Source organism: Rhodococcus sp. SORGH_AS_0301 (assembly GCF_030818285.1).
GTDB lineage: Bacteria > Actinomycetota > Actinomycetes > Mycobacteriales > Mycobacteriaceae > Rhodococcoides.
Map to the genome: position 1 here is coordinate 126,352 of NZ_JAUTAC010000002.1, position 26,077 is coordinate 152,428.

Genomic DNA, 26,077 nt, shown 5'->3' on the forward strand with positions numbered 1-26,077 from the left:
ACTCGAGTCCCGCTAAGCTCGCTGCAGCACGTGCGTGTCTGTTCTGCCGGAGGGGAAGCCGGCAGCGCGGGCGTGCCGGAGGTATGTGGATTTATGGAATCCGTCAACAAGCCGTCCGGGTCGAGCAAGAGCTCGTCCCACGACGGCCAACCGGCTGTGGCCGGAACCCAGTTCCTCACGGTGGCAGAAGTTGCCTCACTGATGAGGGTGTCCAAGATGACCGTGTACCGCCTGGTGCACGGTGGCGAGCTGCCCGCCGTTCGTGTGGGCCGCTCGTTCCGAGTGCATGCGAAGGCGGTGCACGACTACCTGGAGACGTCCTACTTCGACGCAGGCTGACGCACGCCTCGTCCCGTCTGTTCCACGTGGAACGGTGCATGCCCGGGGAAGGGCATCGGCACGGTTCACCGGAATCGGACGGTTCGGGCGTGCGCCGCTGCTGCGGAGGCCGGTCGAGAGTGGTCGTGTGAGCTGGGTATGATGGGGCTGAGTCGCGTGAGCGCGCAGTCCCGTCACTGCCGTGTCCGCCGACGACCGAACAGCACCAGCAGCGGTATCAGCAGTGCAGCTGTACAGAGACGAAAGAACGCGAGGACACCCGCATGGGTTCAGTGATCAAGAAGCGTCGCAAGCGCATGTCGAAGAAGAAGCACCGCAAGCTGCTTCGCCGCACCCGCGTTCAGCGCAGGAAATTGGGTAAGTGATCCGCTAGGGATCGCGACGACTTCCGCCCGTGAGGATCGAGTTTCGACCGTCCTCGCGGGCGTTGTCGTATCCGGTCCCGCGGGTGTCGCGTGCCGGTTCTTCTCGTGCCGGAGCGCGCACGCGGGGTTCGTGACACCATGGCGTGTGCGGCGCCGCGCGAGCGGTGGCCACGGGAGAAACCGAGGGGGTCTGGTGAGCTCTGACGACACCGGGCGCGACGCTCCACGCGTCGTGCTCGTCACGGGAGCGAGCCGATTCCTGGGCGGATACCTCACCATGCGACTGGCGCAGAACCCGTCGATCGAGCGGGTCGTCGCCGTCGATGCCGTGGCACCCACCAAGGACATGATCCGGCGGATGGGTCGCGCCGAATTCGTGCGGGCGGACATCCGTAACCCGTTGATCGGCAAGGTCATCCGCAGCGCGGGCGTCGACACCGTCGTGCACGCGTCGCTGCTGTCCCGGCCGCCCAGCGGCGGTGGCCGCACGGTGATGAAGGACCTCAACGTGCTCGGGGCGATGCAGCTGTTCGCCGTCTGCCAGAAGTCGCCGACGGTGCGGCACGTGGTGCTGCGCTCGTCGACGGCGGTGTACGGCTGCAGTGCGAAGGATCCGGCGCAGTTCACCGAGGAGATGGGCGCGCGGTCACGTCCGCAGGGCGGCTTCGCCCGCGACGCCATCGAGACCGAGGGCTACGCCCGTGGGCTGGGCCGTCGTCGTCCGGACATCGACGTCAGCATCCTGCGCAACGCCCCCATGATCGGACCCCGGTTGAACGGATCCGTCTCGCGCTACCTCACCTCGCCGGTCACACCGTCGATTCTCGGTCGCGATGCGCGCATGCAGTTGCTGCACGAGGAGGACGCGCTCTCCGCACTCGAACGCGCCACGTTGGCCGGCCCCGCGGGCACCTTCAACATCGCGGCCGACGGCATCATCATGCTGTCGCAGGCCATCCGCCGAGCCGGCCGCGTGGAGCTGCCGGTGCCCATGGCCCTGTTCCGCACCACCGGCAAGGCGGTGATGGGATCGCTGATGCGCGACTTCTCGGCGGAGCAGCTCGACTACTTCAACTTCGGATGCGGGGTGGACACCACCAGGATGAAGAACGTCCTCGGATTCACCCCACGGTGGACCACCGTGCAGGCGTTCGACGACTTCGTGCGCGGAGTCGCGCTGACGCCCGTGATTCGGCGTGAATGGGTCGACGCGATCGAGAACCGCGTCATCGGACTGTTGGGCGGTGCAACCTCCGGGGTGCACCCGTCGCCCGTGTCGTTGCCGGCCGGAGCGGGAAGGTGACCGACGTGGCCAAAGTGATTCCGCTGCACGGTAAGTCGTTCGATCGCCTCCGTCAGTCCACGCCCGACGGTGGGCCACGCGCCGGCAGCGACCCGGCGGACGTCCGCGGCCGGCACCCCTCGTCCTACGCGTCCCCGTCGCCCTCGCCCTCGATGGTGCCGAGTGTCGAGGTGCCGACGCCTCTGGTGGTGCCCGAGACGGCAGCACCGCATGCGACGCCGGACGTCGGCGAGTTCCCGTCGGCCGTCGAGTCGGTACGGCGTGCGCTCGTCGACCGTGTCGCCGGGGGAGCAGACTTCCTGCGGACACGCCTGTCGGGCGACTACGAGGTCGACGAGTTCGGTTACGACCCCCACTTCGCCGATTCCGTCTGGCTTCCGGCGTTGCGACCGCTGTTCGAGAAGTGGTTCCGCGTCGAGGTGCGCGGGATCGAGAACGTGCCCGCCGAGGGCGGCGCCCTGGTGGTCTCGAACCACGCGGGTGTCATCCCGATCGACGGACTCATGGCCTCGGTCGCGATGCGGGATCACCACCCGCAGCACCGCGCGCTGCGCATGCTCGCCGCGGACCTCGCGTTCGAGACCCCGCTGGTCGGCAGCATCGCGCGCCGCGCCGGCCATACCCTGGCCTGCCAACCCGACGCCGAGCGACTGCTGCGTGGCGGCGAGGTCGTGGCGGTGTTCCCGGAAGGGTTCAAGGGCATCGGCAAGCCGTTCAGTGAGCGCTACAAGCTGCAGCGCTTCGGCCGCGGTGGCTTCGTCTCCGCCGCGCTGCGCACCCAGACGCCCATCATCCCGTGCTCGATCGTCGGGTCCGAGGAGATCTACCCGAAGATCGGTGACCTGACTACGCTCGCACGCGTCCTCGGCATGCCGTACTTCCCGGTCACGCCGCTGTTCCCGCACTTCGGTCCGCTGGGTCTCGTCCCGCTGCCGTCGAAGTGGTACATCGAGTTCGGCGAGCCCATCGAGACCACGTCCTACGAGCCGTCCGCCGCCGACGACCCGATGGAACTGTTCGAGGTCACCGACCGCGTGCGCGAGACGATCCAGCAGACGCTCTACCGGCTGCTGACCCGTCGCCGGAACGTCTTCCTCGGCTAGAGGGCGTCGGCGATCAGCTCGTCGACGATCTGTGCCGAGAGCGTCACCAGTGGGAGTCCACCGCCGGGGTGCGACGATCCACCGACCAGGAACAGGCCGGGGATCGGCGAGCGATTGGCGGGGCGCAGGAACGCGGCCGTCGCCCCGTTGGACGACGTTCCGTAGATGGACCCGCCCGGAGTCATGGTGCGGCGCATCAGATCTGCCGGCGAGATGATCTCCCGCCACAGCACCCGCTCGCGCACGTCCACTCCGCGCGCCGCCATGACGTCGAGGATGCGGTCGGCGTAGCCCTCCGACAGTTCGGGAGCGTCCCAGTCGACCAGTGCCGAGGAACCGGTGCCGTGTCGCGCGGCGTTCACCAGGACGAACCAGGCCTCGGTGTCGTCGTCCGGGCGCAGAGCCGGATCGTCGGGGGCGCTGACGTAGACGGTCGGGGCGTCGGCGGGGTGCGCCGGCCGCGTGCGGGTGCCGAAGACGGCGTCGAACTCGGCGTCGTAGTCGTCCGGGAACAGCACCCGGTGGTGCGGGGTGTCGGCGTCGCGGCCCCGCAGAGCCAGCAGGATCACGAAGCCGGACAGGCTCGCGGTGGTCGCGTCGAGGCGCCGCCGGGCGAGCGCGGTGCGCCGCGTGGCGGGGACCAGAGACCGGTAGACCTGCTCGGCATCGGCGTTCGCGACGACGATGTCGGCCGCGACGGGTCCGTGTGTGGTGTCGACGCCGGTGGTGCGTCCGTTCTCGACGCGCACGCCGGTCACCGTGACACCCGTGCGGATCTCCGCTCCGAGCGATGTCGCGCGGTCGGCGATCGCCTCGGCGATGCGGTGCAGCCCACCGGGAACGTGCCACGATCCCCAGCGCTGCTCGACGTGCGGCACCGTGGCGAGGGCCGCCGGGGCGCGCCGCGGATCCGAGCCGGTGTAGGTGGCGTAGCGGTCGAGCATCATCGCGAGCCGCGGATCGGTGAGGTACTGCCGACCCAGATCACGCAGCGACGACCACGGGCTGATGGTGCGGAGGTCGCCCACCCGTCGCGACAGCGACACCAGTTCGCGGGGGCCGATGGGCGATTCGAGGAACGCCTCGTGGGTGGCGTCCCAGATCTGCTCGGCACGCTCGGAGAACCGGGACCACTGCGCACCGGCACCGGCTCCGAGCGCCGAGTCCAGAGCGGCGGGGATCTCCTCCGCGCGACCGGGCATGTCCAGCTCGGTGCCGTCGGGAAAGCGGTAGCGACACGCGACCGGGAGCCGGTCGAACGTGAGGTCCGACGGCCCACCGGTCTGTGCGAAGAGATCGTCGAACACGTGCGGCATGGTGACCAGTGACGGCCCGGTGTCGAACGAGTAACCGTCCCGCCGGACGATGCCGAGCTTCCCGCCCAGATCGTGCGACTGCTCGAGCACGACGGTCTCGACACCGCGGTGGGCCAGGCGGGCGGCGGTGGCGAGTCCGCCGACACCCGCACCGATGACGACTGCTCTCACAGGTAGGCCGGAGGCCGGTCGGGTGGCGGGTAGGCCGGAGGCCGGTCGGTTCATACGTTGCGTCGGCCGAGCACCGCGGCGACGCCGCCGCCGACGGCACCGAGTGCGAGAGCGGTGGGGACGCCGATCTTGGCGGCCTTGCGGCCGGTGCGGAAGTCGCGGATCTCCCACCCGCGGTTCTTCGCGAGCTCGCGCAGGTCCGCGTCGGGATTGACCGCGACGGCCGTCCCGACGAGGGACAGCATCGGCACGTCGTTGTGGCTGTCGGAGTAGGCGGTGCAGCGTCGCAGGTCGAGGCCCTCGCGCACGGCGAGGGTCCGCACGGCGTGGGCCTTGCCGCGACCGTGCAGGATGTCGCCGACGAGGCGCCCGGTGAAGACACCGTCCTTGCTCTCGGCGACGGTGCCCAACGCGCCGGTCAGGCCGAGGCGTTTGGCGATGATGGACGCCAGCTCCACCGGGGTGGCGGTGACGAGCCACACCTGCTGGCCGGCGTCGAGGTGCATCTGCGCGAGAGCACGGGTGCCGGCCCAGATGCGGTCGGCGATGATCTCGTCGAAGATCTCCTCGCCGAGCCGCACGATCTCCGCGGTCGAGCGGCCCTCGACGAAGGACAGTGCCTTCTCGCGGCCGGTGCTGACGTCGCCCAGGTTCTCCTTGCCGCTCACCCGGAACTTGATCTGCTGCCAGGCGAACTCGGAGACGTCCTTGGACGTGAAGTACTTGCGGGCCGCGAGCCCGCGGGCGAAGTGGATGATCGACGCGCCCTGCACCATCGTGTTGTCGACGTCGAAGAACGCGGCGGCAGTGAGATCACGCGGAACCGTACTGACGTGGTCGTCGGCGGCCTCGGCGCTCTCGGCCTGCAGCGCGATGGCGGCATCGGCGCTCGCCTCGCCGGCGAGCTTGGCGCGGATCTGGGCGGCGGTGGGGCCGAGGGGATTGCGGATCCGTCGACGGACCTGCTTCTCGGCCGCCTCCGGGTCGACGAGTCGACGTTCCCGCGACTCGTCCATCACCTCGGGCGACTCGGTGAGTTCCGAATCGGGCGTGACAGCAGCATGTGCGTCGTCCGGATCATGCTGATCGGGCACGGTGCACCTCCCCACCTCGACCGGTCGTCCCACGGGCGCGGGCCGTCCCGGTCCTGCCGATCCACCCTAACCGCGTGCGCGAGGCGGTGAGACACTCGACTCATGACCAGCCCGGTACGCACCGTGACGTTGCTGACACGCGCCGGATGCGGGGCGTGCGACGCCGCCCTGCGCGTGCTCGTTCCCCTGTGTGCGGAGTACGGCGTGGCCTGCGAGTCGGTCGACGTCGACGCGGTGGCCGCGCAGGACCCTGACCTGCGGGCGGAGTACGGGGACCGGCTGCCGGTGGTGCTGCTGGACGGCCGCGAACACAGCTACTGGGACGTCGACGTGCCCCGGCTGCGGCGCGATCTGGAGAACTGACCCGGGCCGCTCGTCACCGTCGGTGCGCGCGGCCGTCGGATCGCCGGGCGCGGGATCGTACTACACGGGTCGGCGACTTTGTTCATCCCTCCACGAGAGGTTACCGTGGAGAGAAGAAAGGGGTCGGCGACGAACCCTGCGTCACAGGTACCACGGTCCTGTGCGTGGCCCGCCGATCCTCGGATGACCGTGGAGACCGCATGCCTGTCATCAGGCGTGCCGTCGGACGAGGAGCCTTCGACGTGACCTCACAACGCCGCCTGCCCGGCGTCGGTATCGCGCGCTCCGGCGCCGTGTCCGACTCCGGCCGCGACGGTGGTGCTGTGTCTCGTGACGGTGGTGCGGTCTCTCGCGCTGTGCCCCAGGCTACGGTCACCCGATTCGCGGGGTATCTCCGGGTACTGAGTTCGCTGACCGACACCCGAGTGATGATCGTCTCGAGCGAGGACCTCGCGACGGCCGCCGGGGTCGGTTCGGCCACGCTGCGCAAGGACCTCTCGTTCCTCGGCCCGATGGGTGTGCGCGGAGTGGGCTACGACGTCGCTCGCCTGCGGGCGCGCATCGAGCTGGCGCTCGGTCTGGATCGCGGTCACCGCGTCGTGCTGGTGGGCACCGGCAACCTCGGCACCGCACTGGTCGGGTACGACGGGTTCAGTCGTCGCGGTTTCACGATGGTCGCCCTGTTCGACAGCGATCCGGCCGTCGTGGGCCGTGAGATCACCGTCGGCAACGCCGACGACGGCTACTCGCAGCTCACCGTTCTGCACGTCGATCGGCTGGTCGAGGTCGCCGCCGAGCTCGGCGCCACCGTCGGCGTCGTCGCCACGCCGGACGCTGCCGCCCAGTCCGCCGTCGACGCCCTCGTCGAGGCCGACATCGACTGCATCCTCAGTTTCGCGTCCACCGATCCGGTGACGCCCCCGCACGTCGATCTCCGCCGCGTCGATCTCGCCGTGGAGCTGCAGGTCCTCTCGTTCGCGAACGCCCACAAGGCACCGCGCATCCGTCCCGCCCGCCCGGTCTGTCGTGATCCCCGGACGGTCACCCCCGCTAGTAGAAACGGATCGGTGATAGCACCGTGAGTGTCCTTCTCCTCGGGATTTCGCATCGAAGCGCTCCCGTCTCGGTGCTCGAACGTATCGCCGTCAGCGACACGGAACGCCCGAAACTGACCGACGAGATCATGATGTCGCCGCATGTCTCCGAGGTCATGATCGTCTCGACGTGCAACCGCGTCGAGGTGTACGCGGTGGTCGATGCCTTCCACGGCGCCCTGACCGATCTCGGTGCACTGTTGTCCGAGCACTCCGGTCTCGAGCTCGCCGAGCTCACGAAGTACGCCTACGTGCGCTACAGCGAGGCCGCGGCCGAGCACCTGTTCGCCGTCGCCGGCGGACTCGACTCGATGGTGATCGGTGAGCAGCAGATCCTCGGGCAGATCCGTGCCGCCTACGCGGCGTCGGACGCTCAGCAGGCATCGGGCCGCGCGCTCCACGAGCTGGCGCAGCAGGCGCTGCGCGTGGGCAAGAAGGTCCACTCCGAGACGGGCATCGACAAGGCGGGAGCCTCCGTGGTCTCCGTCGCGCTCGATCGCGCCTCCGACGTGCTCGGTGGTCTCGCGGGCAAGAAGGCCGTCGTGCTCGGCGCCGGCGCGATGGGCGGTCTCTCCGTCGCTCATCTGACGCGCACCGGCATCGGCAGCATCGCGGTCGCCAACCGCACCCAGAGCCGCGCGCAGCACCTGTCCGAGACCGCGGCCGCGGGCGGCGTGACGTCGTTCGCGATCACACTCGACCAGCTCTCCGCGACGGTGGCGGACGCCGACATCCTCGTCACCTGTACCGGTGCGGTGGGTGCCGTCGTGACCATCGCCGACGCCCATCGTGCGCTCGCCCAGCGCGACACGCAGGCTCGCCCGCTGGTGATCTGCGACCTGGGCCTGCCTCGCGACGTCGAGCACGCCGTCGCCGGCCTGCCCGGCGTGACCGTCCTGGACATGGAGTCGCTGCAGCACGATCCCGCGGCCGGCGCCGCGGCGTCCGACGAGCGTGCGGCCCGCGACATCGTGGCCGCCGAGCTCGCCTCCTACCTGTCCGGACAGCGCCTCGCCGAGGTCACCCCGACCGTCACGGCGCTGCGTCAGCGGGCCGCCGAGGTCGTCGAGTCGGAGCTCATGCGGCTCGACTCACGACTGCCCGATCTGGCCGACCCGCAGCGCGACGAGGTTGCCCGCACCGTGCGCCGCGTCGTCGACAAGCTGCTGCACGCGCCCACCGTGCGCGTGAAGCAGTTGGCCACCACGCCGGGCGGCGACTCCTACGCCGAGGCGCTCCGGGAGCTCTTCGAGCTCTCGCCGAGCACGGTGCAGGCCGTGGCGTCGCCGATGGAGGTCGCCACCGCCGTCGACACGGACAATCCCACCGCCGCCCTCGCGGACGACTTCACCCTCTCCCACGAGCGGGGTACGGAATGATCGCGAACGCCGCTGCGCTGGGTGATCGCGTGGTGCGTATCGGTACGCGCGGCAGCCTGCTCGCCACGACGCAGGCCGAGACCGTCCGCGCTGCCATCACGGCCGCCGGTGTCCGCACCGAGCTGGTCGTCGTGACCACCGCGGGCGACAAGTCTGCCGCACCGGTGCAGGAGATCGGCGTGGGCGTCTTCACCGCCGCCCTCCGGGAAGCATTGGCGGACAAGACCATCGACGTCGCCGTGCACTCCTACAAGGATCTTCCGACGGCGGAGGACGAGCGTTTCACCATCGGCGCGATCCCGCAGCGCGAGGACGCGCGTGACGCCCTGGTGGCGCGCGACGGACTGGTGCTCGGCGAACTGCCCGCCGGTTCCACCGTCGGCACGTCCGCACCGCGGCGTATCGCCCAGCTGCGCGCACTCGGCCTCGGCCTGGACGTGCAGCCCCTGCGTGGCAACCTCGACACCCGCATCGGCAAGGTCACCAAGGGTGAGCTCGACGCCGTCGTCGTGGCCCGTGCCGGACTGGCGCGGATCGACCGTCTGGACGTCGTCACCGAGGCTCTCGAGCCGGTGCAGTTCCTGCCGGCTCCCGCTCAGGGGGCACTCGCAGTGGAGTGCCGCTCCGACGACCACGATCTGGCCTCCGTGCTCGCGACCCTCGACGATCCCGCGGCCCGCGCCTCGGTGACGGCGGAGCGGGCCCTGCTCGCCGAGCTCGAGGCCGGCTGCACAGCTCCGGTCGGGGCCATCGCCGAGGTCGTCGAGTCCATCGACGAGGACGGCCGAGTCTTCGAGGAACTGTCCCTGCGCGGCTGCGCCGCCGCGGTGGACGGCTCCGACGTGATCCGAGCCTCCGCAGTGGGGCCCGTCGACGACGCCGACGGCATCGGCCGCCGTGTCGCCCGTGAGCTTCTCGAACTCGGCGCCAGAGACCTGGTTGCCGTCACCGAGCCCTCCAGTTCGTCCACCGCCGCCTCGACCCAGAGACCGGGCGGTACCGAGAAAGGCGAGTCGATCGATGCGTGAGCAGAGGGCGCTGAGCGTCGTCGGGACCGCGAGCCGACACAGACGTGGCGGCCTGCCCGGGCGACGCGTGACACCCCGTCCGGGACGGTACGAGCGCATCGCCACATCGCGGTTGATCCCCAAGCGGGGTCCCGCCACCGAGATCGAGATCCGCTTCCGCGACAAGTACGCGGAACAGACTGCACTGGAGAACGAATCATGAGCCGAGTCCGCAAGAACACCCCGGGACGGATCCTGTTCGTGGGCTCCGGACCGGGCGACCCGGCCCTGCTCACCGTCCGGGCGAGGGACGCGCTGGCGATCGCCGAGATGGCCTTCACCGATCCCGACGTCGACAAGGGTGTCATCGCCCTGGTGGGCACCGCAGTCCCGGCCGACGCCGAGACGGGCGAGAACGGCGTGGACGTGCGTCCGGCGCTCGGCGAGCCCGCCGAGGTGGCCAAGACGCTGGTCGCCGAGGCGAAGAACGGCCACGACGTGGTGCGGCTCGTCTCGGGTGATCCGCTGACCACCGACTCCGTCATCGCCGAGGTCACCGCCGTGGCGCGGACCCAGGTGCAGTTCGAGGTCGTTCCCGGCCTTCCCGCGGGGTCTGCGGTGCCGAGCTACGCCGGCATGGCACTGGGCTCCGAGCACACCGAGGCGGACGTCCGGGGCGACGTCGACTGGGCGTCGCTCGCCGCGGCACCCGGACCGCTCGTCCTGCACGCGACGTCCGGCCACCTCGCCGAGACCGCCAGTGCGCTCGTCGAGCACGGCCTGGCCCCGCAGACGCCTGTCGCCATCACCGTCCGCGGTACGACGCGTCAGCAGCGCACCGTCGAGGCGACCCTCGCGACGCTGAACGACGCGGGATCCGAGCTCGTGGGATCACTCATCGTCACGGTCGGCAAGGTCGTCTCGCAGCGCAGCCGGATGTCCTGGTGGGAGAGCCGCGCGCTGTACGGCTGGACCGTCCTCGTGCCGCGCACCAAGGACCAGGCCGGCGAGATGAGCGAGCGTCTGGTGACGCACGGCGCCATCCCCATCGAGGTGCCGACCATCGCCGTCGAGCCGCCGCGCAGCCCCGCGCAGATGGAGCGCTCGGTCAAGGGACTCGTGGACGGCCGCTACCAGTGGGTCGTCTTCACCTCCACCAACGCGGTGCGCGCGGTGTGGGAGAAGTTCGAGGAGTTCGGACTCGACGCTCGCGCGTTCTCCGGCGTCAAGATCGCCTGCGTCGGCGAAGCGACGGCCGAGAAGGTCCGCTCGTTCGGCATCAACCCCGAGCTCGTCCCGTCCGGCGAGCAGAGTTCCACCGGGCTGCTCGAGGACTTCCCGCCGTACGACGAGGTCTTCGACCCCGTAAACCGGGTCCTGCTGCCGCGCGCCGACATCGCGACCGAGACTCTCGCCGAGGGCCTCCGTGAGCGCGGCTGGGAGATCGACGACGTCACCGCGTACCGCACGGTGCGCGCTGCGCCGCCGGCCGCCGAGACCCGCGAGATGATCAAGACCGGCGGCTTCGACGCCGTGTGCTTCACGTCGAGCTCCACCGTGCGCAACCTCGTCGGCATCGCCGGCAAGCCGCACGCGCGCACCCTCGTGGCGTGCATCGGACCGAAGACCGCCGAGACGGCCGTCGAGTTCGGCCTGCGTGTCGACGTGCAGCCCGAGACGGCTCAGGTCGGACCGCTGGTCGAGGCACTGGCCGAGCACGCTGCACGACTGCGCGCCGAGGGTGCACTGCCGCCTCCGCGCAAGAAGTCTCGTAGGCGCTGACCCGCCCGTGCGCCCTTTGCGCATCCAGGGATACGCAAAGGGCGCACGGCCGAACGAAGTGAGGGTTCCGTGTTCCCCGTAGACCGTCCCCGGCGACTGCGTCGTACCCCAGCCATCCGCCGGTTGGTGGCGGAGACGTCGCTCGAACCGCGGCACCTGGTGCTGCCGATGTTCGTGGCCGACGGCCTCGATGCCCCGCGCGAGATCAGCTCCATGCCGGGCGTCGTCCAGCACACCCTGGACTCGCTGTCCGCCGCTGCCGACGAGGCCGTGCGGGCCGGAGTCGGCGGTCTGATGCTCTTCGGGGTTCCGCGTCCGGAGGACAAGGACGGACAGGGATCGATGGCCTCGGATCCCGACGGCATCCTGAACACAGGTCTGCGTCGGCTCCGGGACGACCTCGGCGACAGCACCGTCCTGATGGCGGACACGTGCCTCGACGAGTTCACCGACCACGGTCACTGCGGCGTCCTCGCCGCGGACGGCAGCGTCGACAACGACGCGACGCTGGTGCGCTACGTGGACATGGCTGTGGCGCAGGCGGAATCGGGCGCTCACCTGCTCGGCCCGAGCGGCATGATGGACGGGCAGATCGGCGCGATCCGCGAGGGCCTGGACACCGCCGGATTCGCCGACGTGGGTCAGCTGGCCTACACGGCGAAGTACGCGTCGGCTTTCTACGGCCCGTTCCGTGAGGCCGTCGGATCGACCCTGCGCGGTGATCGCCGTACCTATCAGCAGGATTCGGCCAATCGGCGCGAGTCGATGCGCGAACTCGATCTCGACATCGCCGAGGGTGCCGACATGGTGATGGTGAAGCCCGCGATGAGCTACCTCGACATCCTGCGCGACGTGGCCGACGCGTCGCCCGTGCCCGTCGCCGCCTATCAGATCTCGGGGGAGTACGCGATGATCACCGCCGCCGCGCAGAACGGGTGGATCGACCGCGACGCGGCGATCATGGAGTCCGTCACCAGTATTCGCCGAGCCGGCGCCGACATCGTCCTCACCTACTGGGCCACCGAGATCGCGACGCGGCTGTGAACGACCAGCGCCCGGGCGGCAACCCGGAGGACCCTCGCCACGACCCCCACGATCCGCAGAGTCAGCCGCAGTGGGGTCAGCAGCCGCAGTGGGGTCAGCAGCCGCAGGGCAACTGGCACCCCGAGGGTCTGCCCCCGAGCGCGATGCAGCCGATGCGGTCACCGGAGAACAGCGAGGCGCCGGTCGACATCGAGACGGCGCGCCACCTGTGGTTCGGCGTGATCGGCATCGGTCTGCTCTCGATGCTCATCGGGCTCTACTCCCTGTTCACCGACCGTGACGCCTTTCTCGACGCGTTCCTGACGGACCTCGAGGCGCAGGACCCGTCGTTGGCACTGCCGCCCGAGACCGCGGACACCGTGCTCGTCGTGGCCATGGTGTTGTCGTTGATCGTCGGGGTGCTGATCGCTGGGCTCGTCCTCCTGGTGGTGCGGAAGATGCGGGCCGGGAAGCTATGGGCGCGCGCGGTTCTCACGGCGATCGGCGTGGTCATCGTCGTCACCACGATTCCCACGCTGTTCGGCCTCGGTTCCGGAGGCGCGATCGCCCTGGTCACCGCGGTGCTCGGGATCCTGCAGGCCGTCGCGGCCGCGGGTGCGGTGTATCTGATGCATCGACGCGAGTCGTCGGAGTACTTCCTCTCCCGGAGATCACCGCGCTGACCTGCGACACGCCGTGACAGATGTGACCTGAGTTACAGAAGTGGCGTTATGGTTCTGACGATCGGACACACCCTGATCGGAGGATCTTCATGACCCCACGACAGACGGTCGGGCACGACGCCAACGACCGCCGCAACCCTCTCGCCGAGGTGTTCGCCCTGCTGCTCCTGACGTCTGCCGTGGTGGTGGTCGTCCTCGTCGTCGCCAGCGGCTTCTCGGGCGCCTGAGACGCCCGTCCTGCCTGGTCAGGCTGTCTTTTTGCGTCAAACATCGATCGGTGTATCGTGACCACTGTCACAAGCATTCTGATCAGTACGGAGACAGTGTTGCCCGCCGATTTCTCCTCCACCTCCGCCGGTTCCACGGCGCCTCGCACTCGTATGCAGACCGTCGAGTGCAGCAGTGGCCGACGCGAGTTGTGGTTGCTCGCCATCGTGCTGATCACGGGCATCCTCATGGCTGCCGCAGTGCTTCTGCCGGCCGTCCTCACCTGATCGAGAGACGCCTGGACTCCACCGTGTGGAGGCGTCTTGGCAGGATGGTCGAGTGAACGTCGAGAAGCCCGAGCCCGCGTCGCCCGCCCGTCCCCGGATCGTCACCGTCGCGTTCGCCGTGTGGGTTCTCGGGGCCGTCCTCGTCGTGCTGCTCGGCCTCATCTCGCTGACGTTCCCGGCCGACTCGCTGCGGACCCAGCTGACCGAGACCGGGGGCGAGCCGGATGCCGTGGAGAGCGTCATCACGGTGCTGCGCACGGTCGGTGTCCTCGAGATCATCGTCGGACTGGCCATCGGATTCCTCGCGGGGCCCGCGTGTCGACGCGGCGATCCGCGGTTCCGCCGGGCACTGACGGTCCTGTCGATCGTCTTCGGGCTGGTGCTCCTGGGCTCGGTGACCGTCGGCTTCGCCATCGTGCCCCTGTTGGCGACGCTCGGGGCGATCCTCTTCTTCGTGGCCTGCGTGCTCGTGTACCGACCGTCCGCGGCGCCGTGGTTCGCGGCACCGGAGGCCCCGTGAGCGACGAGACGGAACCGGTGATCTTCGCCGAGTACGGCGCGAAGTGGCGCGCCCTGGCCTGGGGGCCGATCTTCTGTCTCATCGCTCTCGGCGTCGAGATCTACACGGGACCCGTCGTCCACTACGTGGCGCTCGTCGTGATCGCGCTGGTTCTCATGGCCTTCACCTACGTGCAGATCGTGGCCGCCCGTCGGCACGCCACGGTGATCCTGACGCCGACGACGCTGAGCCAGGGCACGGAGAACGTCGCCATCGCGGACATCCTCGAGGTGTACCCGGAGCCCGACTACGACGCCAACGGGAACACCCTGGAGAAGTGGCAGGCCGCGCGAGTGCTGGGGGAGCTGTCCGGGGTGCCACGCAAGCGGACCGGCGTCGGCCTGAAGCTGCGGGGCAACGGCCTGGTCCAGGCGTGGGCGAAGGACGACGAGACGCTCCGCGAGGAACTGCTCGCACTCGTGGCGCCCGCCACCGACGCGGAGCCCGACGCGTGATGCGCCGGTGCGCTCCGGTGGTGGTCGCGGTCGTCCTCGCCGTGGTGGCCGTGGTGCTGTGGGTGCAGTCGAGGACCACGACCACCGTGACCGAGCAGTTCCCCACCACGTCGTCGTTCGAGGGGTTCTCGGTCACGTACGACTCGACCCGTGTCGCGGGGCCCTGGGCGGCTCTCTCTGTGGTCGCGGCGGCCGTCGCGGTGTACCTGGTGATGCGCGTCGTACGGCGGCGCTGACCTCTACCCGTTACCCCCTGGGGGTACTCTGGACGCATGAGCAGTTTCGATCAGGACGACCTCCTCAAGCGCCTGCGCCGCATCGAGGGACAGGTGGCCGGCATCTCTCGCATGGTGGCCGACGACCGGTACTGCATCGACGTGTTGACGCAGGTCTCGGCCGTCACCAAGGCGCTGCAGTCCGTGTCGCTGAAGTTGCTGGACGCCCACCTCGCGGGCTGCGTCGTGGACGCGGCCCGCGAGGGCGGACCCGAAGCGGACGCGAAGGTCAGGGAGGCGTCCGAGGCGATCGCTCGCCTCGTCCGTTCCTGAGCCGCGCCCCGGCGAGTACGTCCACACTGTCGTTGTGGAGCACTGAATCACGACATCATGGGCGTACTCGCGAGGGGGCCGAAGGGGTGCCGGCCTAGTCGGCGGTGACGGATTCCTTCACTTCACCCGGCTCGTCGTCGGCGAGCATCGCCGCACCCAGCAGCGCCTCGGGAACGCCGAACGCGTCGATCAGCGTGTGGGCGTGCGGGCGCAGCGTGCGGCAGCGCTCGTTGATCCCGCGCGTGACGGCCTTCGACCGCTCCGTGGAGATGTAGCGGTGCTCGATGAACCAGGCCTTGTCGGCGTCAATAGTGGTGAGCGCGTAGAGGTCGCACACCTCGCCGAGCAGTTCCTTGGCGTCGTCGTCCTCGCAGTTGTCGATGCCGGCGACGAACGCCTCGAGCACCACGCGATCGACGTGCGCCGTGGCCGCGTGCAGGATGTGGTCCTGCACCGCGTTGAACGCGTCGAACTGGCTCATCTTCTTGGACAACCCGTTCAGACGCTTCGCGGCCGTGGAGATGAGGTACTCCTCGCGCTCCTCGAACATCGAGATCTGGGTGCCGCGGTTGAAGAGGCTGCCCTCCTCCTCGTTGTCCTGACGTGAGTCGACGAGGGTCTGGATGATGGGCGCCGCCGCCGTGCGCTTCTTCACCACGTCGCCGACCGTGCCGGCGGCGAACTTCACCCAGTCGGCCGCACCGAACGAGCGGACCTCGTGGGCGTACGCGGTGAGCAGCTCCTTCGCGACGAGCTGCGTGAGCACCACGTTGTCGCCCTCGAAGGTGGTGAAGACGTCCGAGTCCGCCTTGAGCGCGATGAGTCGGTTCTCCGCGAGGTAGCCCGCGCCGCCGCAGGCCTCGCGGGACTCCTGGATCGCCTTCGTCGCGTGCCAGGTGTTCGCTGCCTTCAGGCCGGCCGCGCGCGACTCGAGTTCCCGCTGCTCGGTGGCGTCGGGGTCCTCGGCGCTCTGGATGTCGTGCATCTTCGAGACGAGCTCGTTCTGCGCGAACTGCAGCGCGTACGACTTGGCGATGAGCGGGAACAGCCGACGCTGGTGGACGAGGTAGTCCATGATCGTGACCTCGTCGTCGGTCCCGGGCGCGCTGAACTGCTTGCGCTGCAGCGCGTACTTCGTCGCGATGGTCAGCGCGACGCGCGCCGCGGCGCCCGCCGAACCGCCCACGGTGATGCGGCCGCGGATGAGGGTGCCCAGCATGGTGAAGAAGCGCCGGTTCGGGTTGTCGATGTCCGAGGAGTAGCTGCCGTCGGCCGCGACGTCCGCGATCTTGTTGAGCATGTTCTCGCGCGGGATGCGAACGTGGTCGAACATGATGCGGCCGTTGTCCACGCCGGGCAGGCCGCCCTTGTAGCCGATGTCGAACGTGGTGACGCCGGGGAGGTCGCTGCCGAAGTTCTCGTCGCGGATCTGGACGACGAAGCAGTGCACGCCCTTGCTCTCGGGCTCCTCACCCGGTCCAGCGGTGATCAGCTGCGCGAACACGGCGGCGTACTTCGCCGACTCGGCGGCGCCGCCGATGTAGTCCTTGCGCGAGGACTTGTCCGGCGTGTGGATCACGAATTCCTGCGTCTCGCGGTCGTACGTCGCGGTGGTGCCGATCGACTGCACGTCGCTGCCGTGGCCGGTCTCCGACATCGCGAAACAGCCGAGCGTCTCGAGATCGATCAGGGGCTTGATGAACTCCTTGTGGTGCTTCTCGGTGCCGAGGTTCTCGATCGCGCCACCGAAGAGGCCCCACTGCACGCCGGCTTTCACCATGAGCGACAGATCCGACATGGCGAGCATCTCGATCATCGTGACGGCGGCGCCGATGTCGCCCGTGCCGCCGACCTCTTTGGCGAAACCGGACTCTGCCGCGCCGGCCGCGGCGAGCACACGCAGCTGCTCGAAGGCCTTGGTCCGCGCGATGGCGGTGTTGGGTGTGTAGTGCGGTGCGAACTCGTGGCGCGCGAGCTGCTCGCGCGTCTGGTTCCGTACGTCGCGCCACCGTCCGTCGAGAGTCCTGCGCAGGTGATTCGCCAGCTGAGCAGCGTTGTCGGAGGACGTGCCGGTGTCAGTGGTGCCGGTCTCGGTAGTGGTCATACTCGACGGTAACCAAAACTCGAGGTGCCCGGGAGGGACTTGTCAGCGCGGCCACAGAAATTCACGCCATACCGCGCGAATCTTGCGAAACATCACACTCGTGGCGTCCATCGACGCAGCCTGCGGGGTCGACGGGGCGTAGGGGCCGTCGCGGAAGAGCGAGGCGCCGTTGTCCGCGATGGCGCGCGACATGATCGAGCTGAAGCCGTCGCACTGCTCGACGAGGTGCTCGCGGAACCCCTCCGGCCAGGCCAGTCGGGATTCCGGGTGCTGCCGGTCGGGCTCGTGTGGTGCCGTCATGGCAGAAGGATATGCCCGATGTAACACGGATTTAACACTTTCGATCACGTCGATTCTCGTCGATCGTGCCTGCCTGCAACCGACTACCGTGTCGCTGTGCTGATTCGCGACGCCGTGCCCGCCGACCTGCCCGAGATCCTCACCGTGCACAACGCCGCCATCGCGGACACGACCGCGATCTGGGACGAGGAGCAGGTGGGACTCGCGGACCGGCAGGCCTGGTTCGACCAGCGCACCGGCGCCGGCCTGCCGATCCTCACCGCCGAGATCGACGGTCGGGTCGCGGGCTACGCGTCCTACGGGCCGTTCCGTCCGAAGTCCGGCTACCGGCACACCGTCGAGAACTCCGTGTACGTCGCCGACGGCTTCCATCGGCGCGGCGTCGCGACCGCGTTGATGGCGGAACTGATCGAGCGCGCCCGCCGTGGGGACGTCCACGCGATCGTCGCGGGAATCGAGTCCTCGAACACCACCTCGATCGCCCTGCACGCGAAGTTCGGCTTCACGGTGGTGGGTGTCATGCCGCAGGTCGGCGTCAAGTTCGGGCGGTGGCTCGACCTGACCTGGATGCAGCTCCTGATCGAGGCGTGAGACAGCCGGTGTGAGACTGCTCCTTATCAGAAAGAGCACTCCGCGTCCTGTGAAACACTGGAGGGCGTGACTCCTTCGAGCGGAACCGACACCGGCGTCCCCACCGCCCGATCCGCAGAACTCTTCGCACGCGCGTCCGCCGTCATCCCCGGTGGCGTGAACTCGCCCGTGCGGGCATTCCACTCCGTGGGCGGAACCCCGCGGTTCATGGCCGAGGCCAGCGGATACACCCTGCGCGACGCCGACGGCAACAACTACGTCGACCTCATCTCCTCGTGGGGACCGATGATTCTCGGTCATGCCCACCCGGCCGTGGTCGAGGCGGTGCAGAAGGCGGCCTCCACGGGACTGTCCTTCGGCGCTCCCACGCTCGGCGAGATCGAGTTGGCGGAGGAGATCGTGCGCCGCGTCGATCCCGTCGACGAGGTGCGCCTGGTGAATTCGGGCACAGAGGCGACCATGAGTGCGGTGCGTCTGGCCCGCGGGTTCACCGGTCGCAGCAAGATCGTCAAGTTCTCCGGCTGCTACCACGGCCATGTCGACGCCCTGCTCGCCGACGCCGGCTCGGGCGTCGCCACCCTCGGGCTGCCGACGTCGCCCGGCGTGACGGGTGCGCAGGCGGCCGACACGATCGTCGTTCCCTACAACGACCTCGATGCGGTAGCGAAGGCGTTCGCCGACCACCCGGGCCAGATCGCGTGCGTCATCACCGAGGCCGCGGCGGGCAACATGGGTGCGGTGGCGCCGCAGCCCGGCTTCAACGAGGGTCTGCAGCGTCTGACCCGTGCGCACGACGCACTGCTGATCATGGACGAGGTCATGACAGGCTTCCGCGTCAGCGCGTCGGGGTGGTACGGCGTCGACGGCATCGCCGGAGACCTCTACACCTTCGGCAAGGTCATGAGCGGCGGCCTGCCCGCGGCCGCGTTCGGTGGCCGGTCCGACATCATGAGCTACCTCGCCCCCGCGGGCCCCGTCTACCAGGCCGGCACCCTGTCGGGTAACCCCGTCGCGGTCGCCGCCGGTCTGGCGACGCTGCGCGCGGCGAACGCCGACGTCTACGCGGCACTCGACGCGAACTCCACCCGTCTGGGCGGCATCCTCGGTGACGCGCTCACCGCGGCGGGCGTCCCGCACCGCGTGCAGTACGCCGCCAACATGGTCAGCGTCTTCTTCTCCGAGGAACCGGTGATCGACTACGCGGGCGCCAAGGCGGCCGCCACCTGGCGTTTCCCCGCCTTCTTCCACGCGCTCCTGAGCCGCGGCGTGTACCCGCCGCCGAGCGCGTTCGAGGCCTGGTTCGTCTCCGCGGCGCTCGACGACCGCGCGTTCGAGATCATCGAGGCGGCCGCTCCCCACGCCGCCGCCGCAGCAGCCGCTGCCGAGCAGAAAGCACCGTCATGACCGAGTCGTCCCCGACCGACCCGACAAACAGCGACGCGTCCGGTATCGACACTTCCGGGCACCCGCACGCCGACACCCGCACGATCGTGCACGTGATGCGGCACGGCGAGGTGCACAACCCCAAGGGCATCCTCTACGGGCGCCTCCCGAACTTCCGGTTGTCGGTGAACGGTCAGGCCCAGGCGCGCACGGTGGCGAACGTGCTCGCCGGGCACGACGTCACGCACGTCGTCGCCTCCCCGCTGCAACGCGCGCAGGAGACGGCGGCGCCCATCGCGTCGGCGTTCGGGCTCACCATCGAGACGGACGAGAACCTCATCGAGGCCGGGAACGACTTCGAGGGTCTGAAGGTCGCCGTCGGAGACGGTGCGCTGCGCCGGCCCCGCCACTGGCTCAAGCTGCGTGACCCGTTCACCCCCTCGTGGGGCGAGCCCTACCTGCAGATCGCCCACCGGATGTTGGCCGCCGTCAACGCGGCTCGCGTCGCGGCCGTGGGCCACGAGGCCGTGTGCGTGAGTCATCAGCTGCCCGTGTGGACCCTGCGCCGCTTCCTGCAGGGCGACCGGTTGTGGCACGACCCCCGCAACCGCCAGTGCGGCCTCGCGTCGCTCACCTCGCTGATCTACGAGGGCGACACCCTCGTCGACATCGTCTACTCCGAGCCCGCAGGGGCGTCGGACCCCCTCCAGACCGGCGCATGAGACCCGCCCGCCTGCTCGCGCCGCTGCTCGTGGCCGCCACCGTTCTCACCGGGTGCGCCACGGGTACCGACGCCGTGGCACAGGGTGGGACCTTCGAGTTCGTCTCACCCGGCGGCAAGACGTCGATCTTCTACGACCCGCCCGCCGACCGCGGCACCGTGGGGAACCTCTCCGGACCCGACCTCATGACCGAGGGCACGACGACGTCGCTGTCCGACTACGAGGGCCAGGTCGTCGTCCTCAACATCTGGGGTCAGTGGTGTGGCCCCTGTCGCGGTGAGGCCGACGATCTCGAGCAGGTCTTCGAGGCGACGAAGGACCAGGGTGTGCAGTTCCTGGGCATCAACGTGCGCGACAACCAGCAGGACAAGGCGCAGGACTTCGTCATCGACAACAACGTGACGTACCCGTCCATCTACGACCCGCCGCTGCGCACCCTCCTCGCTCTCGGATCGAACTACCCGACCACCGTCATCCCGACCACGATCGTGCTCGACCGTGAGCACCGCGTCGCCGCGGTGTTCCTGACGGAGCTTCTCGCGAGCGACCTGCAGCCCGTGGTCGAGCGCATCGCAGCCGAGCCACCCGACGTGTCCGATGGGTGAGGCGTTCCAGTCGGCTGCCGCGTCGGGGCCGCTGTTCCTGGCTCTCGGTGCCTGCCTGCTCGCCGGTCTGGTGTCCTTCGCGTCGCCCTGCGTCGTCCCCCTGGTTCCGGGTTACCTGTCCTACCTGGCCGGAGTCGTCGGAGCGGACTCCCCGTCCGTCACCGCCGACGAGGCGGCCACCAAGACTCTGGTGCGGGGTCGCAGCCGCGTCGCCGGTGCCGCAGCCCTCTTCGTTCTCGGATTCACCGTGGTGTTCGTCCTGGCCACGGCCTCGGTCTTCGGCGCCATCTCGGTGCTGTCGGTGAACCGCGAGATCCTGCAGCGTGTGGGCGGCGTCGTCACCATCGCGATGGGTCTCGTCTTCCTCGGTCTGATCCCCGCCCTGCAGCGCGACACGCGCTTCGAACCGCGCCGCGTCGGCAGCATCCTCGGGGCACCGCTGCTCGGTGGCGTGTTCGCGCTCGGATGGACCCCGTGTCTCGGACCCACGCTGGCGGGCGTCATCTCGCTGACGGCCGGCACCGAGGGCACCACCGCGGCGCGCGGTGTGGTGCTGATCGTCGCCTACTGCCTGGGACTGGGACTGCCCTTCGTCGTTCTGGCGTTCGGCTCCGTCAGCGCGTTGCGCGGCGTCGGATGGCTGCGCCGCAACGCCCGTGCCATCCAGGTGTTCGGCGGTCTGATGCTGGTGGCTGTCGGCATCGCACTGGTGACCGGCGCCTGGGACCTGTTCGTCAGCTGGATCCGCGACGGAGCGGTGACCAGCGTGACCCTGCCGATCTAGTGGACGAGAAAGAGATATGAGCACTGACCTGTCGGCCCGCCCGGACGCCGAGGCGCGCCCGCCGCGGCAGTCTCCGGCGGGGCGCGTCGTCGCCGCAGTCCGGAACACCTGGCGCGGCCTGACCTCGATGCGCACGGCACTCGTGCTCCTGTTCCTCCTCGCCCTGGCCGCGATCCCGGGTGCGCTGCTGCCGCAGCGCAGCCTCAACTCGGGGAAGGTGGACCAGTACATCGCGGACCGCCCGTCCCTGGGGCCCGTCATGGACCGGCTGGAGTTGTTCGACGTCTTCGGCAGCTTCTGGTTCACGGCGATCTACGTCCTGCTGTTCGTCTCGCTGGTCGGCTGCATCCTGCCGCGGTGCGTCGACCACGCCCGCGCGTTGCGCACCCCGCCGGTCGCCACCCCGCGCAACCTGGGGCGGCTGCCCCACCACCTGCGCACCGAGGTCGACACGGCACCCGACGTTCTCCTCGACGAGATCGACGGCCGGATGCGCGGCTGGCGGAAGATGCGGCGCACCGAGGAGAGCGGCGCCCTGACGCTGTCCGCGGAGAAGGGGTACCTGCGCGAGGCGGGCAACCTGGTGTTCCACCTGTCGCTCGTCGGTCTGCTCGTGGCCATCGCCGTCGGGAAGCTCTTCAGCTACGAGGGCAACGTCGTCGTCATCGCCAACGACGGCCCGGGCATCTGCACCACCTCGCCCGCCCAGTTCGACTCGTTCCGCGCCGGCAACAGCGAGGACGGCACGGGCATGACCCCGCTCTGCGTGCGGGTGAAGAACTTCACGGCCGACTACCTCGAGAACGGGCAGGCCGAGCAGTTCACGTCCGACATCGAGTACCAGGCCGGCGACGACCTGGTCACGAACACCTGGCGCCCGGACACCCTGCAGGTCAACCATCCGCTGCGGGTCGCCGGTGACCGCGTCTACCTGCAGGGACACGGATACGCGCCGACGTTCACGGTGACGTTCCCCAACGGGGAGACCCGTACCGAGACGGTCCAGTGGGAGCCCACGGACGGCACCACGTTCCTCTCCAGCGGAGTGCACCGCTTCGATCCGCCCGGCGGTCTGTACCCGGATCCCGATGTCCGCCGCCAGAACCAGATCGCCATCGAGGGGCTGTTCGCGCCCACCGCGTTCTTCCACGGCTCGCTGTTGTCGTCGAGCTTCCCCGCCCCGAACGATCCGGCGGTGGCCGTCGACATCTACAAGGGCGACACCGGCCTCGACACCGGTAATCCACAGTCGCTGTTCTCGCTGAGCCAGGTGCTGGTGGAGCAGGGCCGGCTGGTGAAGCAGGATCGCGTCAACCTGACACCGGGGGAGTCGACGACGCTGTCCGACGGCACGCAGGTGCGATTCGACGGTGCCGAGGAATTCGTCAACCTGCAGGTCTCGCACGACCCCGCGCAGACGTGGGTGCTGGTGTTCGCGCTGTCGATGATGGCCGGTCTGCTGGTGTCCCTGGTGATCAAGCGCCGTCGCATCTGGGTCCGCGTGAGCACGGACGACGACCGACGACGTACCGTAGTAGAAGTGGGCGGACTCGCCCGGACCGATCAGGCCGGCTGGGGTGACGAGTTCGACCGCCTCACCGCGCGGGTGCTCGACCGACCCGACGCCGATGACGTACCGACCTCGAACAACAGGGAGTGACCATGCCGATCGACGCCACACTCGCGCAGTTCAGCGACTGGTCCTTCCGGTCGGCGTTCGGTGTCTACCTGCTCGCGGCGGTGTTCCTCATCGCCCAGTACGCCACGCAGACCGTCACGGCTGCGGAGCAGAAGTCCGAGCGGCAGCTCGTCGCGGCGGGCAAGGCGCCCGTGCGGCCCACCGGTCCCGGTCGGATCGAGGAGGCGCCCCGGCGTCCCGCGTCCGAGCGCTACGGCGGCATGGGCTACGCGCTGGTGGTGCTCGGTCTGCTGCTCACGGTCACGTCGATCGTGCTGCGCGGATTCGCCACCGACCGGTTCCCCCTCGGCAACATGTACGAGTTCGTGACGATGGCCACGGCCGCCGCGACGGCGACCTCGATCATCGCGCTGCGGAAGATGCGCCCGACGCTGATCTTCGTGGTCGTCCCGGTCATGATCCTGATGTTCCTCGCGGCGACGGTCCTTTACGCCGACGCGGCCCCCGTGGTCCCGGCCCTGCGCTCGTACTGGTTGCCGATCCACGTGACCATCGTCAGCATCGGCAGCGGAATCTTCCTGGTGGCCGGCGTCGCGTCGCTGCTGTTCCTGCTGCGGATGCGCTTCCCCGCCACGGAGGACGGCGCGAACACGGGTGCACTCGCCCGGTTCGCCCAGCGTCTTCCAGACGCCCGCACGCTCGACCGCCTGGCCTACAAGACCACGATCATCGGCTTCCCGCTGTTCGGCGCCGGCGTCATCCTCGGTGCGATCTGGGCCGAGGCCGCGTGGGGACGCTTCTGGGGCTGGGATCCCAAGGAGACGGTGTCCTTCATCGCGTGGGTCGTCTACGCGGCGTACCTGCACGCACGGGCGACGTCGGGCTGGCGGAACACCCGCGCGGCGTGGATCAACGTCGCGGGCTTCGTCGCCATGCTGTTCAATCTCTTCATCATCAACATGGTCGTCTCCGGTCTGCACTCGTACGCGGGTCTGAACTGACCGTCGGCTCGACATGACCGCCGGGGGGAATCGGTGACGGACGATCGTTGGGACGGGTGGTCGCCCGGCCCGCAGGACGACGGGCGGATCCCGTCCGCGTCGACGCCGACGGATCCGGCGATCCAGCAAATACCTGCCTCGCCGATGCAACCGCCCACGGCGCACGACCTCTCGACGTCACGGCTGCTGCGGACCTCGCCGCCCCCACCGACGGGCGGCTGGCGCCGCACGCTCTTCGACGTCACCGGTGGCCGGGTGAACGTGGGCAACAGTGCCAAGGAGCAGCGGCGGCTCGCCTTGATCCGTCAGGTCGGCAACCCGTTGCACGGGTGTCATCGCATCGCGATCCTGAGCCTCAAGGGAGGCGTCGGGAAGACCACGGTGGCGGCGGCGCTGGGATCGACGTTCTCGTCGGTCCGGGGCGACCGTGTGATCGCCGTGGACGCGAACCCCGACCGCGGAACGCTGAGCTCCCGGGTTCCGCTGGAGACCGAGAAGACGGTGCGCGACCTGCTGAAGGATGCCCGCGACATCGACAAGTACAGCGCGGTCCGCGACTTCACGTCCCAGAATCACCACCGGCTCGAAGTGCTGGCGTCGGAGTCCGATCCGGCCATGTCGGAGGCGTTCGACGCGTACGACTACGAGACCACGGTGGCCGTGCTGGAGCGGTTCTACAACATCGTGCTGACCGACTGCGGAACGGGACTTCTGCACTCGGCGATGCGGGCGATCCTGCGCAGCGCCGACGGGCTGGTGATCGTGAGCAGCGGATCGGTGGACGGTGCGCGGAGTGCATCGGCGACGATGGACTGGCTCGACGCGCACGGCTACCGGCATCTGGTGGAGCAGTCGTTGACAGTGGTCAACATGGTGCGGCCCGGGTCGAAGGTCATCGACGTCTCGAAGATCGTCGACCACTTCGGTCAGCGATGTCGCGCCGTGCGGGTGATCCCGTACGACGACCATCTCGCTCAGGGGGCGGAGGTCGACCTCGATGCTCTCGCGCCGGCGACGCGCACGGCGCTTCTCGAGACGGCAGCAGCGATGACCGCCGAGTTCCCGCCCCACGTCACGCGGTGACGGTCGTCCGCCGCACCGCACCGCACCGCGTGACGCGACTCAGTCGACGGAACCGGGCGTTCCCGCATCGGGACGCTCGGGACCGTTGCCACGATCGCGTGCAGGGTTGTTCCTGATCTTCCACAGGAACTCCGGGTCGTCGTCCGGTCCGGTGACGCGTCCTCTGGGTGCCCCGGTCTCGGGGCCGAAAGACTTCCAGAGGAGCACGATCACGACCACGAGCCCGATCAGAGCCAGAACATAGATCATCACGCACCTCCACTACCGAGCGTAGTCGTGGCGGAGCGCCGGGGCACTCGAGTCGAGCTCGCAAGATCCTGAGAATCTGCTCGCACGCACTGGTGTCCGGCACGAACACCGCGAGTGGCGACCGATGGTCGACTCGGTGACGAGTGGGTGGCGCTCTAGGGGTGACGCTCTAGGGGTGACGCGTGATCAGCGGTGCGCCTCGGTGGTGAGCGAGGTCAGGAGCTGCATGACCTCGGACTCGCGGAAGCGACGGTGGCCGCCGGGAGTGCGGAGCGATCCGAGCCGGCCGGCGTGGGCCCAGCGCGTGACGGTCTTCGGATCGACATGGAAGAGTGCGGCCACCTGGCCGGGGGTGAGCAGGTTCTCCTGCGTGGGGGTGTAAGCCGGTGCACTCATCGCGATCCTCCAGGGACACAGTCTTCGTCTCGGTCGAATGCGGCTGTATGTCCGCATCCGTTGCCCATGGTGGCACCGAGACCCCCGGGTACTCGACTCTTCTAATGTTGGTAAAGGGGAGGTAATGGACAAATCGGATACG

At 69.2% G+C, this 26,077-nt stretch carries 32 protein-coding genes; 26 read left to right on the plus strand and 6 right to left on the minus strand.

Going from position 1 to position 26,077, the window contains the following annotated elements; genetic code table 11:
- Nucleotides 1–93: 93 nt before the first annotated feature.
- From QE397_RS01335 to QE397_RS01350, 4 genes are all read left to right on the plus strand, one after another.
- A complete protein-coding gene (locus QE397_RS01335) occupies nucleotides 94–339 on the plus strand; it encodes a helix-turn-helix domain-containing protein (protein ID WP_027504502.1) in 246 nt (81 codons plus the stop codon).
- Between the two features lie 263 nt (nucleotides 340–602).
- Entirely contained in the window at nucleotides 603–704 is a 102-nt protein-coding gene (locus QE397_RS01340; protein WP_003402602.1) for a 30S ribosomal protein bS22, read from the plus strand.
- A gap of 190 nt (nucleotides 705–894) precedes the next feature.
- The gene (locus QE397_RS01345) at nucleotides 895–2,007 is read left to right on the plus strand and encodes an NAD-dependent epimerase/dehydratase family protein (RefSeq protein ID WP_261769952.1); all 1,113 of its coding nucleotides are present in this window, start codon (nucleotides 895–897) and stop codon (nucleotides 2,005–2,007) included.
- Nucleotides 2,004–3,110 (plus strand): lysophospholipid acyltransferase family protein, encoded by a 1,107-nt coding sequence (locus QE397_RS01350; protein WP_222631906.1) that lies wholly within the window; start codon nucleotides 2,004–2,006, stop codon nucleotides 3,108–3,110. The genes QE397_RS01345 and QE397_RS01350 overlap by 4 nt, the downstream gene beginning before the upstream one ends.
- On the opposite strand, the gene QE397_RS01355 is transcribed toward QE397_RS01350, so the two are convergent.
- Both QE397_RS01355 and QE397_RS01360 read right to left on the minus strand, forming a co-directional pair.
- Nucleotides 3,107–4,597 (minus strand): NAD(P)/FAD-dependent oxidoreductase, encoded by a 1,491-nt coding sequence (locus QE397_RS01355; RefSeq protein WP_307091205.1) that lies wholly within the window; start codon nucleotides 4,595–4,597, stop codon nucleotides 3,107–3,109. The two genes, QE397_RS01350 and QE397_RS01355, sit on opposite strands and share 4 nt — an antisense overlap.
- Nucleotides 4,598–4,647: 50 nt before the next feature.
- Complete coding sequence (locus QE397_RS01360; RefSeq protein WP_222631034.1) at nucleotides 4,648–5,613, minus strand: HAD family phosphatase; 966 nt, start codon at nucleotides 5,611–5,613, stop codon at nucleotides 4,648–4,650.
- Between the two features lie 180 nt (nucleotides 5,614–5,793).
- Between QE397_RS01360 and QE397_RS01365 the strand changes: the two genes are divergently transcribed.
- From QE397_RS01365 to QE397_RS01430, 14 genes are all read left to right on the plus strand, one after another.
- Entirely contained in the window at nucleotides 5,794–6,054 is a 261-nt protein-coding gene (locus QE397_RS01365; RefSeq protein WP_027504505.1) for a glutaredoxin family protein, read from the plus strand.
- Nucleotides 6,055–6,254: 200 nt separating this feature from the next.
- Nucleotides 6,255–7,136: a redox-sensing transcriptional repressor Rex gene (locus tag QE397_RS01370; RefSeq protein ID WP_037184687.1), complete on the plus strand. Its 882-nt coding sequence runs from the start codon at nucleotides 6,255–6,257 to the stop codon at nucleotides 7,134–7,136.
- On the plus strand, nucleotides 7,133–8,527 hold the full coding sequence (locus tag QE397_RS01375) for a glutamyl-tRNA reductase (protein WP_056441625.1): 1,395 nt from the start codon (nucleotides 7,133–7,135) through the stop codon (nucleotides 8,525–8,527). Before QE397_RS01370 ends, QE397_RS01375 begins: the two co-directional genes overlap by 4 nt.
- A 29-nt stretch (nucleotides 8,528–8,556) precedes the next feature.
- A complete protein-coding gene (gene hemC, locus QE397_RS01380) occupies nucleotides 8,557–9,555 on the plus strand; it encodes a hydroxymethylbilane synthase (RefSeq protein ID WP_027504508.1) in 999 nt (332 codons plus the stop codon).
- Nucleotides 9,548–9,757: a hypothetical protein gene (locus tag QE397_RS01385; protein WP_155956936.1), complete on the plus strand. Its 210-nt coding sequence runs from the start codon at nucleotides 9,548–9,550 to the stop codon at nucleotides 9,755–9,757. Before hemC ends, QE397_RS01385 begins: the two co-directional genes overlap by 8 nt.
- On the plus strand, nucleotides 9,754–11,316 hold the full coding sequence (locus tag QE397_RS01390; protein WP_027504509.1) for a bifunctional uroporphyrinogen-III C-methyltransferase/uroporphyrinogen-III synthase: 1,563 nt from the start codon (nucleotides 9,754–9,756) through the stop codon (nucleotides 11,314–11,316). Before QE397_RS01385 ends, QE397_RS01390 begins: the two co-directional genes overlap by 4 nt.
- Nucleotides 11,317–11,385: 69 nt before the next feature.
- A complete protein-coding gene (hemB, locus tag QE397_RS01395; protein WP_027504510.1) occupies nucleotides 11,386–12,360 on the plus strand; it encodes a porphobilinogen synthase in 975 nt (324 codons plus the stop codon).
- Nucleotides 12,357–13,022: a DUF5336 domain-containing protein gene (locus tag QE397_RS01400; protein WP_307091209.1), complete on the plus strand. Its 666-nt coding sequence runs from the start codon at nucleotides 12,357–12,359 to the stop codon at nucleotides 13,020–13,022. The genes hemB and QE397_RS01400 overlap by 4 nt, the downstream gene beginning before the upstream one ends.
- A gap of 89 nt (nucleotides 13,023–13,111) precedes the next feature.
- Nucleotides 13,112–13,249: a hypothetical protein gene (locus QE397_RS01405; protein WP_155956937.1), complete on the plus strand. Its 138-nt coding sequence runs from the start codon at nucleotides 13,112–13,114 to the stop codon at nucleotides 13,247–13,249.
- 57 nt (nucleotides 13,250–13,306) lie between these two features.
- Nucleotides 13,307–13,516, plus strand: coding sequence for a hypothetical protein (locus QE397_RS01410; RefSeq protein WP_027504511.1), 210 nt, complete (start codon nucleotides 13,307–13,309; stop codon nucleotides 13,514–13,516).
- A gap of 52 nt (nucleotides 13,517–13,568) precedes the next feature.
- Entirely contained in the window at nucleotides 13,569–14,036 is a 468-nt protein-coding gene (locus QE397_RS01415) for a hypothetical protein (protein ID WP_051613085.1), read from the plus strand.
- Nucleotides 14,033–14,530: a hypothetical protein gene (locus QE397_RS01420; protein WP_027504513.1), complete on the plus strand. Its 498-nt coding sequence runs from the start codon at nucleotides 14,033–14,035 to the stop codon at nucleotides 14,528–14,530. The genes QE397_RS01415 and QE397_RS01420 overlap by 4 nt, the downstream gene beginning before the upstream one ends.
- A 20-nt stretch (nucleotides 14,531–14,550) precedes the next feature.
- Nucleotides 14,551–14,766: a hypothetical protein gene (locus tag QE397_RS01425; protein ID WP_307091214.1), complete on the plus strand. Its 216-nt coding sequence runs from the start codon at nucleotides 14,551–14,553 to the stop codon at nucleotides 14,764–14,766.
- A gap of 36 nt (nucleotides 14,767–14,802) precedes the next feature.
- Nucleotides 14,803–15,078 carry a metal-sensitive transcriptional regulator gene (locus QE397_RS01430; protein ID WP_027504515.1) on the plus strand — a complete coding sequence of 92 codons (276 nt, stop codon included), beginning with the start codon at nucleotides 14,803–14,805 and terminating at the stop codon, nucleotides 15,076–15,078.
- A gap of 94 nt (nucleotides 15,079–15,172) precedes the next feature.
- Here the strand turns inward: QE397_RS01430 and QE397_RS01435 are convergent, their stop codons facing one another.
- Nucleotides 15,173–17,182: an acyl-CoA dehydrogenase gene (locus QE397_RS01435; protein ID WP_082544307.1), complete on the minus strand. Its 2,010-nt coding sequence runs from the start codon at nucleotides 17,180–17,182 to the stop codon at nucleotides 15,173–15,175.
- A gap of 42 nt (nucleotides 17,183–17,224) precedes the next feature.
- A complete protein-coding gene (locus tag QE397_RS01440) occupies nucleotides 17,225–17,482 on the minus strand; it encodes a hypothetical protein (protein ID WP_027504517.1) in 258 nt (85 codons plus the stop codon).
- A gap of 96 nt (nucleotides 17,483–17,578) precedes the next feature.
- Here QE397_RS01440 and QE397_RS01445 point away from each other — a divergent pair, with 96 nt between their 5' ends.
- The 8 genes from QE397_RS01445 to QE397_RS01480 all read left to right on the plus strand — a co-directional run bounded on the left by QE397_RS01445 (nucleotide 17,579) and on the right by QE397_RS01480 (nucleotide 25,290).
- Nucleotides 17,579–18,073, plus strand: coding sequence for a GNAT family N-acetyltransferase (locus QE397_RS01445; protein ID WP_056441643.1), 495 nt, complete (start codon nucleotides 17,579–17,581; stop codon nucleotides 18,071–18,073).
- Between the two features lie 66 nt (nucleotides 18,074–18,139).
- Nucleotides 18,140–19,477 carry a glutamate-1-semialdehyde 2,1-aminomutase gene (hemL, locus tag QE397_RS01450; RefSeq protein WP_307091218.1) on the plus strand — a complete coding sequence of 446 codons (1,338 nt, stop codon included), beginning with the start codon at nucleotides 18,140–18,142 and terminating at the stop codon, nucleotides 19,475–19,477.
- Between the two features lie 95 nt (nucleotides 19,478–19,572).
- A complete protein-coding gene (locus QE397_RS01455) occupies nucleotides 19,573–20,178 on the plus strand; it encodes a histidine phosphatase family protein (RefSeq protein WP_051613157.1) in 606 nt (201 codons plus the stop codon).
- Nucleotides 20,175–20,783 (plus strand): TlpA disulfide reductase family protein, encoded by a 609-nt coding sequence (locus tag QE397_RS01460; RefSeq protein WP_027504521.1) that lies wholly within the window; start codon nucleotides 20,175–20,177, stop codon nucleotides 20,781–20,783. Before QE397_RS01455 ends, QE397_RS01460 begins: the two co-directional genes overlap by 4 nt.
- Complete coding sequence (locus QE397_RS01465) at nucleotides 20,776–21,567, plus strand: cytochrome c biogenesis CcdA family protein (protein WP_027504522.1); 792 nt, start codon at nucleotides 20,776–20,778, stop codon at nucleotides 21,565–21,567. The genes QE397_RS01460 and QE397_RS01465 overlap by 8 nt, the downstream gene beginning before the upstream one ends.
- A gap of 16 nt (nucleotides 21,568–21,583) precedes the next feature.
- Nucleotides 21,584–23,227 carry a cytochrome c biogenesis protein ResB gene (locus tag QE397_RS01470; protein WP_222645466.1) on the plus strand — a complete coding sequence of 548 codons (1,644 nt, stop codon included), beginning with the start codon at nucleotides 21,584–21,586 and terminating at the stop codon, nucleotides 23,225–23,227.
- Between the two features lie 2 nt (nucleotides 23,228–23,229).
- Nucleotides 23,230–24,207: a c-type cytochrome biogenesis protein CcsB gene (gene ccsB / locus QE397_RS01475; RefSeq protein WP_056441651.1), complete on the plus strand. Its 978-nt coding sequence runs from the start codon at nucleotides 23,230–23,232 to the stop codon at nucleotides 24,205–24,207.
- 33 nt (nucleotides 24,208–24,240) lie between these two features.
- Nucleotides 24,241–25,290: a MinD/ParA family protein gene (locus QE397_RS01480; protein ID WP_307091221.1), complete on the plus strand. Its 1,050-nt coding sequence runs from the start codon at nucleotides 24,241–24,243 to the stop codon at nucleotides 25,288–25,290.
- A gap of 39 nt (nucleotides 25,291–25,329) precedes the next feature.
- Here QE397_RS01480 and QE397_RS01485 read toward each other — a convergent pair whose 3' ends face one another.
- Both QE397_RS01485 and QE397_RS01490 read right to left on the minus strand, forming a co-directional pair.
- Entirely contained in the window at nucleotides 25,330–25,539 is a 210-nt protein-coding gene (locus QE397_RS01485) for a hypothetical protein (protein WP_027504525.1), read from the minus strand.
- A 186-nt stretch (nucleotides 25,540–25,725) separates the two neighbouring features.
- On the minus strand, nucleotides 25,726–25,935 hold the full coding sequence (locus QE397_RS01490; protein ID WP_042574081.1) for a BldC family transcriptional regulator: 210 nt from the start codon (nucleotides 25,933–25,935) through the stop codon (nucleotides 25,726–25,728).
- Nucleotides 25,936–26,077 lie beyond the last annotated feature (142 nt).